The sequence below is a fragment of the Microcoleus sp. B7-D4 genome (assembly GCF_036705125.1).
Taxonomy (GTDB): Bacteria; Cyanobacteriota; Cyanobacteriia; order Cyanobacteriales; family Microcoleaceae; genus Microcoleus.
The window spans coordinates 114,219-122,274 of the sequence record NZ_JAUBTT010000010.1 but is presented as its reverse complement, the minus strand read 5'-3'; the positions used below and the strand labels follow the sequence as shown (position 1 = coordinate 122,274).

The 8,056-nt window shown below is 46.8% G+C and carries 9 protein-coding genes; 5 read left to right on the top strand and 4 right to left on the bottom strand.

Going from position 1 to position 8,056, the window contains the following annotated elements:
- Positions 1-186: 186 nt before the first annotated feature.
- Together QUB12_RS06320 and QUB12_RS06315 are read right to left on the bottom strand one after the other, a co-directional pair.
- Positions 187-951 (bottom strand): methyltransferase domain-containing protein, encoded by a 765-nt coding sequence (locus QUB12_RS06320; RefSeq protein ID WP_333140778.1) that lies wholly within the window; start codon positions 949-951, stop codon positions 187-189.
- 69 nt (positions 952-1,020) lie between these two features.
- Entirely contained in the window at positions 1,021-1,509 is a 489-nt protein-coding gene (locus tag QUB12_RS06315) for a GNAT family N-acetyltransferase (RefSeq protein ID WP_333306012.1), read from the bottom strand.
- 110 nt (positions 1,510-1,619) lie between these two features.
- On the opposite strand from QUB12_RS06315, the gene QUB12_RS06310 reads away from it, so the two are divergent.
- From QUB12_RS06310 to QUB12_RS06290, 5 genes are all read left to right on the top strand, one after another.
- Positions 1,620-2,507, top strand: coding sequence for a LysR family transcriptional regulator (locus QUB12_RS06310; protein ID WP_333306010.1), 888 nt, complete (start codon positions 1,620-1,622; stop codon positions 2,505-2,507).
- 190 nt (positions 2,508-2,697) lie between these two features.
- Positions 2,698-3,624, top strand: a complete 927-nt coding sequence (gene crtE, locus QUB12_RS06305) for a geranylgeranyl diphosphate synthase CrtE (RefSeq protein ID WP_333306008.1) — start codon at positions 2,698-2,700, stop codon at positions 3,622-3,624.
- Positions 3,625-3,638: 14 nt separating this feature from the next.
- Positions 3,639-4,097: a divergent PAP2 family protein gene (locus QUB12_RS06300; protein ID WP_333140770.1), complete on the top strand. Its 459-nt coding sequence runs from the start codon at positions 3,639-3,641 to the stop codon at positions 4,095-4,097.
- Between the two features lie 124 nt (positions 4,098-4,221).
- Positions 4,222-5,424: an AAA family ATPase gene (locus QUB12_RS06295; protein WP_333306006.1), complete on the top strand. Its 1,203-nt coding sequence runs from the start codon at positions 4,222-4,224 to the stop codon at positions 5,422-5,424.
- The gene (locus QUB12_RS06290) at positions 5,421-5,906 is read left to right on the top strand and encodes a hypothetical protein (protein WP_333306003.1); all 486 of its coding nucleotides are present in this window, start codon (positions 5,421-5,423) and stop codon (positions 5,904-5,906) included. The genes QUB12_RS06295 and QUB12_RS06290 overlap by 4 nt, the downstream gene beginning before the upstream one ends.
- A gap of 83 nt (positions 5,907-5,989) precedes the next feature.
- On the opposite strand, the gene QUB12_RS06285 is transcribed toward QUB12_RS06290, so the two are convergent.
- Both QUB12_RS06285 and QUB12_RS06280 read right to left on the bottom strand, forming a co-directional pair.
- Positions 5,990-6,493 (bottom strand): YbjN domain-containing protein, encoded by a 504-nt coding sequence (locus tag QUB12_RS06285; protein ID WP_333306001.1) that lies wholly within the window; start codon positions 6,491-6,493, stop codon positions 5,990-5,992.
- Positions 6,494-7,014: 521 nt separating this feature from the next.
- The gene (locus QUB12_RS06280) at positions 7,015-7,920 is read right to left on the bottom strand and encodes a ferritin-like domain-containing protein (protein ID WP_333140762.1); all 906 of its coding nucleotides are present in this window, start codon (positions 7,918-7,920) and stop codon (positions 7,015-7,017) included.
- Positions 7,921-8,056: the final 136 nt, after the last annotated feature.

Here is an 8,056-nt window from a genome sequence, read left to right as displayed (position 1 = left end):
ATTTGCGATCGCGACGCACCCTACGGCTTGATAGCAACCGGAAGTATGGTGCGTCGCTATGAGATTTTATATCGTATTTGAATATTTGCGATCGCGACGCACCCTACGGCTTGATAGCAACCGGAAGTATGGTGCGTCGCTATGAGATTTTATATCGTATTTGAATATTTGCGATCGCGACGCACCCTACGGCTTGATAGCAACAACGCGAATTCGGCGATAATCTGCAATCCAATTACCATCGCGGTACAGCGTCGATCGCAAACGCTCTGCAACGGAGTTAATTACCTGCGATCGCACATTATTAGACAACCCCGATAAAAACCCACCAGCAAACATCTCAATCCAATTTACCATACCCGCGCTGCCACCTTCTAGAGGAGTCGGTCGATCGAACAAAACCGCATAACCCACATCAAAACCCTGCTTTTCCAAAAGCCCAGCATACTCGCCAATACTCGGAAAATACCAAGGATTAAGCGCTTCAGGCTCCTCGCAGCCAATTTCTGACAAAACACTCAAAAGTGCGCGGACGATCGCCCCCACGTTCCCCTTACCGCCAAACTCAGCCACAAAACGCCCTCCCGGCTTCAGCGCTTTTTCCACACAATTAATCACAGCATCCGGCTGTTTAATCCAGTGCAAAACCGCATTAGAAAACACAGCATCTAACGGCTCTCCTACTTTAAAACTCCTCGCATCTGCGGCAGCGAATTTAATGTGAGGATAGTTAACTTTTGCCGTGGAAATCATCGACAAAGAGGAATCAATACCTTGCACACAAGCACCACTTTGAGCAATCTTTTCAGTTAACTGTCCCGTACCGCAGCCCAAATCCAGAATTTGTTCACCAGCCTTCGGAGCGAGTAACTCCAAAAGTGATTCGCCGTACTGCCAAACAAAAGCATGATTTTGCTCATAAAGAGCTGAATTCCAATAATTTTCTGACATCTCTTCTCTTCTTTCCTCTTTTTTTCTCTTCTCTTCGCGTTCTTAGCGCCTTCGCGGTTCGTTATTAAATTATTTGCCAGCAAGCAGATTAATTGCATTCCCATCAATACGGCAAACTCTAATATTTTCCAAAATCCGGGCTCCCTGCTTTTCATAAAAAGCAATTCCGGGCGCATTTGCAGTATTAACAGTCCATTCCATACGGCCGCAATTTGTTGACTCAGCAATTTGTGCCAAATACTTTAACAGCGCTGTCCCGACTCCCATACCGCGCATAGGAGCTTGCACAAATAAATCATCAAGCCAAAGGCACGGCTGCGTCAATAAACTTGAATAGGACGAATAAAAAAGAGCAAATCCTACCGCTTTTTCCGCAACTTCCGCCAACAAAACCCGCACTAGCGGAGGCTGGAAAAACAACGTTTGCTGCAATTTATCTGCTGTTGCTGCCAACAAATTTTTAGAGCCATCAAACTCGCTTTTTTGAGAAATAAAATCCACGATTAATTCCAAATCTGCCACATCTGCTTCTCTAATTCTGATATCCAAATTAGCCATTGTTTAATTCTCAACTTCGCCTATTAATCACTGTATGAAATATCAGCATCAATGTCCAATATATGTTTAACTAACAATTTATACTTTTAAAATATCAATCATGGGGACTTATGGAGCTTCGGCATTTGCGTTATTTCATTGCAGTTGCAGAGGAACTGAATTTTACTCGTGCAGCCGAAAAACTGCATATTGCCCAACCTCCGCTGAGCCAACAAATCCAGCATTTAGAGGCAGAGTTGGGATTTCAACTGTTTCGCCGCACCAAGCGGACGGTGCAGTTAACGGCAGCGGGACAGGTTTTTTTCGAGGAAGCCGGGAAAATTCTGCAGCAAGTCGATCGAGCAATTCAACTCGGCCGACAAACCAGTCGGGGCGAACTCGGCCAACTGACGATCGGCTTTGTGAGTTCGGCAGCACACAACGTGGTTCCAGCCATTTTGCAGGCCTTTCGCACTCGGTGTCCCGCCGTCAAACTCGAACTGCACGAGCTGACGACCAACGAACAGTTGCAGCGACTGCGGTTCGGGCAAATTGATATCGGCTTCGTGCGCCCTCCGGTTGAGGAAGACGGGATAAATTCTGAAATCGTTTTTCGAGAACCGCTGATAGTGGCACTGCCAGAAACGCATCCGGCGGCCGATCGCGCGAACGTAGAATTACGCGAACTCTCTACCGAACCGTTCATTTTATTTCCGCGATCCCAGGCTCCGGGATTGTACGATGCGATCGTCAGTCTTTGTCAGCAAGCAGGTTTTAGCCCTCGCGCGGCTCAAGAAGCAATTCAAATGCAAACCATTGTGAGTCTGGTAGCCGCCGAAATGGGCGTGGCGATCGTCCCGGCGTCGATGCAAAATTTCCAGCGCAGCGGGGTTGTTTACAAAGCGTTACCCGAATCAACCTGCATTGTGGCGATCGCTCTAATTTGGCGCAGCGATCCAACGGCGGCGGTGCAGCGGTTTTTGGAAGTCGCCAGACAAATCAGCGGATTTGAGATTTGAGATTGTAAATTTTAGATTGACTGGCAATTTGACAAACTTATCAAAACTCAAAGATTTTCTGTGCAACAACACCCGTAGAATGATTAATTGATGCTCGGAGTTCGAGCAACTACTGCCGTAAAAGTCGGTACGATGCGACCCCAACGGCTCACAATATCCCATATAAATATTAAGTACAAGAGAGCAAGGGATGGTATTGGCAACAGAAATGGGTTCGTCCCAACCGGAATCCTCTTTCGACCTATCTACTTATCTAGTCAAGCGAAAAGAGGCGATCGAGGTAGCTCTCGACAGTGCACTGCCGGTCATCTACCCAGAGAAAATTTACGAAGCAATGCGCTACTCGCTGCTAGCGGGGGGCAAGCGCCTGCGTCCGATCCTGTGTCTGGCTAGCTGCGAACTGGCCGGCGGCACTACATCTATGGCAATTCCGACAGCTTGCGCTTTGGAAATGATCCACACCATGTCGCTGATTCACGACGATTTGCCGGCAATGGACAATGACGACTACCGGCGGGGCAAACTGACGAATCACAAAGTCTACGGCGAAGATATCGCCATTTTGGCTGGCGATGGTTTGCTGACCTATGCTTTTGAATTTATCGCTACTAAAACTGAGAACGTACCCCCCCAACAGGTGTTGCAGACGATCGCCCATTTAGCGCGGGCATCGGGTGCTGCTGGACTCGTAGGCGGTCAGGTGGTTGATTTGGAATCGGAAGGAAAGACAGATGTTTCTCTGGAAACTTTGAATTACATTCACGCTCACAAAACAGGTGCGCTGTTAGAGGCCTCCGTAGTTTGTGGGGCAATTCTGGCTGGGGCCTCGGCTGCGGATTTGCAGCGGCTGTCTCGTTTCGCTCAAAATATTGGGCTGGCTTTCCAGATAATTGACGACATTCTGGATATTACTGCTACCCAAGAAGAACTGGGCAAAACTGCTGGCAAAGATGTTCAAGCAGGAAAAGTCACTTATCCGAGTTTGTGGGGAATTGAGGAGTCTCGGCGCCAAGCTTCGCAGCTTGTTGCTGATGCTAAGGCTCAATTGGCAGTGTTTGGGAGCAAAGCTCTACCGCTGCTGGCGATCGCCGATTATATTACCAGCCGCAGTAACTAGAAATACTAAACACTATGCAGGAAATTTGCAGCGGCATTTTAAACAATCATGTACTCGTGGTTGCTTTGATCGCTTGTCTGGCGGCTCAGATCATGAAGTTGCCGATCGAGTTGGTCAAAAACCGCAAGTTTAATCTTCGGTATTTGGTAACAACGGGGGGAATGCCCAGCGCTCACTCGTCTTTTGTGGGCGCTTTGGCTGCTGGAGTGGGACAAACGATGGGATGGGAAAGTCCAGAGTTTGCGATCGCTGCGATCTTTGCAATTATTGTCATGTACGACGCAGCAGGCGTCCGCCAAGCAGCAGGCAAGCAAGCTCGCATCCTCAACCAAATTATTGACGAGTTTTTTGAGGAAGATCACAACCTTAATGAAGCTCGCCTGAAAGAGTTGCTGGGACACACTCCTTTTCAAGTGCTTGTAGGTTTGGGGCTGGGAATCACTATTGCTTGGATCGCAGGGCCTGCATATTAAGTTTTAAGTACGGAGTAAATTTGGGGCAGTGGTGTTTTTTGACGAGTTGGAGGTAAAAGTTGGCGGCGGGGATTAATTGTTCGGCAACTCATCCCTCTCTAGCTCAGAAAAGCACCCGAACTTTTTGGAAGTTTCTGGCAATGCCTATTCCCTAATTAAGCAGTTCAAAAAGTTTAAAATTTTTTTTTCACTTCCCACTCCTTGGAATTGTTTTGCTATGCTCCAAAGACTATATGTACACAACTTCAGATGCCTAGAAAATTTTGAACTGCCGATAAAGGGGATGCCATCTGCTCTCTTAATTGGAAAAAATGGTGTAGGTAAATCAACTACTTCTGTTGTCTTACAGGTATTTCAGTCCATCAGTCGAGGCATAAATAGAGTTCGCGATCTTGTCAATGCAAAAGATTTTGCTCGTGGCAGGTCGGATGTCCCAATCAGGTTTGAAATAGAAGTCTTACTTAACGAGAAAATATACAAATATATCCTTGCCTTCGACTTGCCAGAAAAATTTAAAGAGCTTCGAGTTTTTGAAGAGCAATTGCTAGTTGGAGGAGTTCCAATCTACTCTCGAAAAGAAGCCCAAGTCACTCTTCATACGAGTTCACAAAATCGTGAGGCTCTGTTTCTTGTGGATTGGCATCTTGTTGCTCTTCCAGTAATTCAGGAGCAATCAGAGACTGATCCACTTCGTATTTTCAAGACCTGGCTTGCTCGCACGATCATTTTAGCCCCGATTGCCAGCTTGATGACTGGAGACTCAAACGGTGAAACTTTGGAGCCAAAGCGAGATGGTTCAAACTTCGGGGAGTGGGTTTCTGGGTTACTCAGTCGCTATCCTGCCGCCTATACACAGGTTGATAAATATCTCCGAGAAGTTATGCCTGACATTCAGGATTTTCTGAATGAGCAGATCGGTAAAGACTCTAAAAGTATGATTGTTCGGTTTGAAGCCAATAATGCGAATCTGAGTGTTGACTTTAAAGACTTATCGGATGGTGAGAAATGCTTTTTTCTTTGTGCTGTCGTCTTAGCGGCAAACAAATCTTATGGCCCACTTTTTTGTTTCTGGGACGAGCCGGACAACTATATCTCCTTATCAGAGGTTGGAGATTTTGTCACCTCATTGCGACGCTCATTTCAGGGTAACAGTCAAATTTTAGTAACATCTCATAATCCTGAAGCGATACGAAAGTTTTCAAATGAAAATACATTTGTCCTCGGTCGAAAAAGCCACTTGGAGCCAACTTTGGTCAGATTACTCAGTGAGATACCTGTATCAGGCGATCTTATAACGACTTTGATCCTGGGCGATATAGAACTATGACAGTAAATAGGGAGAAGGAACACCTTCTTGTATTGCCCGAAGATGATGCTAATCGCCAGATTGTCATTGGATTTATTAATGACCTTAACGTTGATAACAGTGTAATTCAAGTCGTACCGATTGCTGATGGTTGGAAAAAAGCTGTGGAGCAATTGACGAATGATTATGAGCCTGGAATGCGAAAATATCTAAAAAGAAGGATTGTTTTGATCATTGATTTTGATAAAAATGAAAATCGGTTTAGTTATGTGGACCGTCATATTCCAGAGGATTTAAAAGAAAGAGTCTTCGTTCTTGGAGTGCAATCTAACCCAGAGAAGCTAAAAAGCGACATTAAAAAGAGTTTTGAAGAGATCGGAAAAGCTCTGGCACAAGATTGCTCTGATAACACGTATAAATTATGGGGGCATGAACTCCTCACACACAACAAAACTGAGTTAGAGCGTATGGCTTCATCTGTCAAACCTTTTCTGTTTAAATAGATACACCCAAAAGTCTCGCACCCTACTTAAATTTTAGGTGCGCGACTGCGAACGATCGCGCTCAAAAGTCTCGCACCTAATGACTACTGACCGAATTCTGCTTGCAGCAGGTCGTCGTTGTCATCGGCGATCGTGGCGACAATAGTAATAACCCGGGAAATTTCCCCGGTCGAGATTTCCGCCATTGTCCGAGTCGATACTACGGCAACTTGATTGTCAACAATCGCAAAATGAGATTCCAAAGTAGACAGCCAATTCATTTCTAGAAGTTTCCGCATTAATTGAGCTTCATTCTTCGCCGGCAACTGCAGAACAAAAGCCCAAACAGTCAAAGTATCATCTTCGGTGTCGCCGGTGAGTTGCACGAACACTTCAACACTGCCGTACTTAAACTTCCAAAGATGTCCGCCAGCTTCACTTTGACCGACCATCACTTTTTGGTCTACAGCCATGCTGGCGATGACAGTTTCAATTTCTTCTGCATAGGTGACGGCTGTGGCTTTTTCGACCTGCTCGGAGGCGATCGCGCTTTCACTCGATTGGCTTTCTGCGGAAGCTGTTTGTATGTTCGGCTCGCTGGTAGTCATCAGAAATATGGGTTTGAAACCCCGTCCTTTTAGGACGGCTTTACATTGAGTTAAAACATGCAGCGGGGTGGAGGGGTATGGTTGCCCCTCCGATGAGGTATGGTTGCCTCAATCTCATGAAGGAGTAAAGTTAGCACGCGCCTTTGTTTTGAGAGCTTGTTAGGCCCAAAGCACTGTCCCTGTTACCTTAGAACTGTTTAACCTTCAGCGACAGAGCAAGGAACTAGCTACGCATTCTCCCGGTGTCGTGACTCAAAAAACGTAGTCAGTTAAGACTTAGGCCCGTCAGAACGGCTTGTTAGATTTCTCCTTCAAGCCTCATGCCTTTAGGCTGAGGTTCCTGACGATTATATTTAGATGGAAAACTATTCCAATAATCAGTTTACTTGCTAAAGCTTAAAATTATGACTTTAAATAACTGGTTCCGAGGCTAGGCCTGGGAACCAGTTAATCTCGCTTGTTTGCGGAGGCAGACGCAAGTTTGACTTGCAGAGCGGTTTCAACCAGGTTCCCGATCGTATTTAAGGCTTGGGCTTAGTCGCCGTCGGCTTCTTCTCAATGGTATTCAAGCCGTTGAGGAACATGGGCACCAATTTCTCCATAAATGCCTGCGGGTCGCGGTTCCAGGCGCGCTGAGCTACATCGACTCTAGTCATTTGCAGATCCGGGGCGAGCAGGGTTCTGGGTAAGCGTTCCATCAGGTATTGCGGGCGTTCCCACATCGGCATGGTGTTGGCAATATCCACTAGGCGGGTGACGCGGCGGAGTTCTGCCCCCAACATGATATCCATTCCCGATTCAAAAGCTGCTTGTTCGATCGCCACATACTTGCGCTTTGCCTGTTCCACCTTTTGGCGGTGTTCCGGGCTTTTGGCAGCTATGGAACCCAGCCAGCGGTTGCCCCAGCGGACGTGACCAGCTTCTTCGGGAAAAATCTTTTCGATTGTTTCGCGGATTTTGATGTTTTCTGCGGTTTGGGGAGCCTGTTTGAGGGCGTGGATGTGCGCTGAGAAGTATTCGCAGCCCCGCTTCTCGGTGACGTTAATCGCGGCGAGGGAAGAAATTACGAAGTCTTCGCGGTTTGTGGTGGGGTCTTGTTTTTCGCTGTCATACAACCTTTCAAATTCGTCAATGTAGGAGACTCCTGGCGGCGTTCCCACATTTTGGCCGAGGTCTACCAGCAAGTCGGTGAGCCACATGGCGTGCCGCGCTTCGTCGGAAATGTGCCGAGACAGGTCGCGCACGAGTTCGGCTGGTTCCCCGTTTAGCTGTTCGATCACCTCGGTGAGGTCTTTGCAACTGCGCTGTTCGCTAAACCGGTAGCGGTTGAGGGTGATCAGGTGAATTTCGCGATCGCGCACCACTTGAGCTAAAATTTCGCGCGCTCCCATAGCGTTCCGCAGCTTGCGGGGATAGGCAACAGTCATGCTTTTATGTTGTTTTGTAAAGATACCTATATAAGTGTAACGCAGTTTTTCGGCTTCCTAATTCACTCGCAAGGCAGAAAGTTATTGTTTAGCACGGAGATTGAATTTTATACAGACAATTTTTTTACTAGCTCAA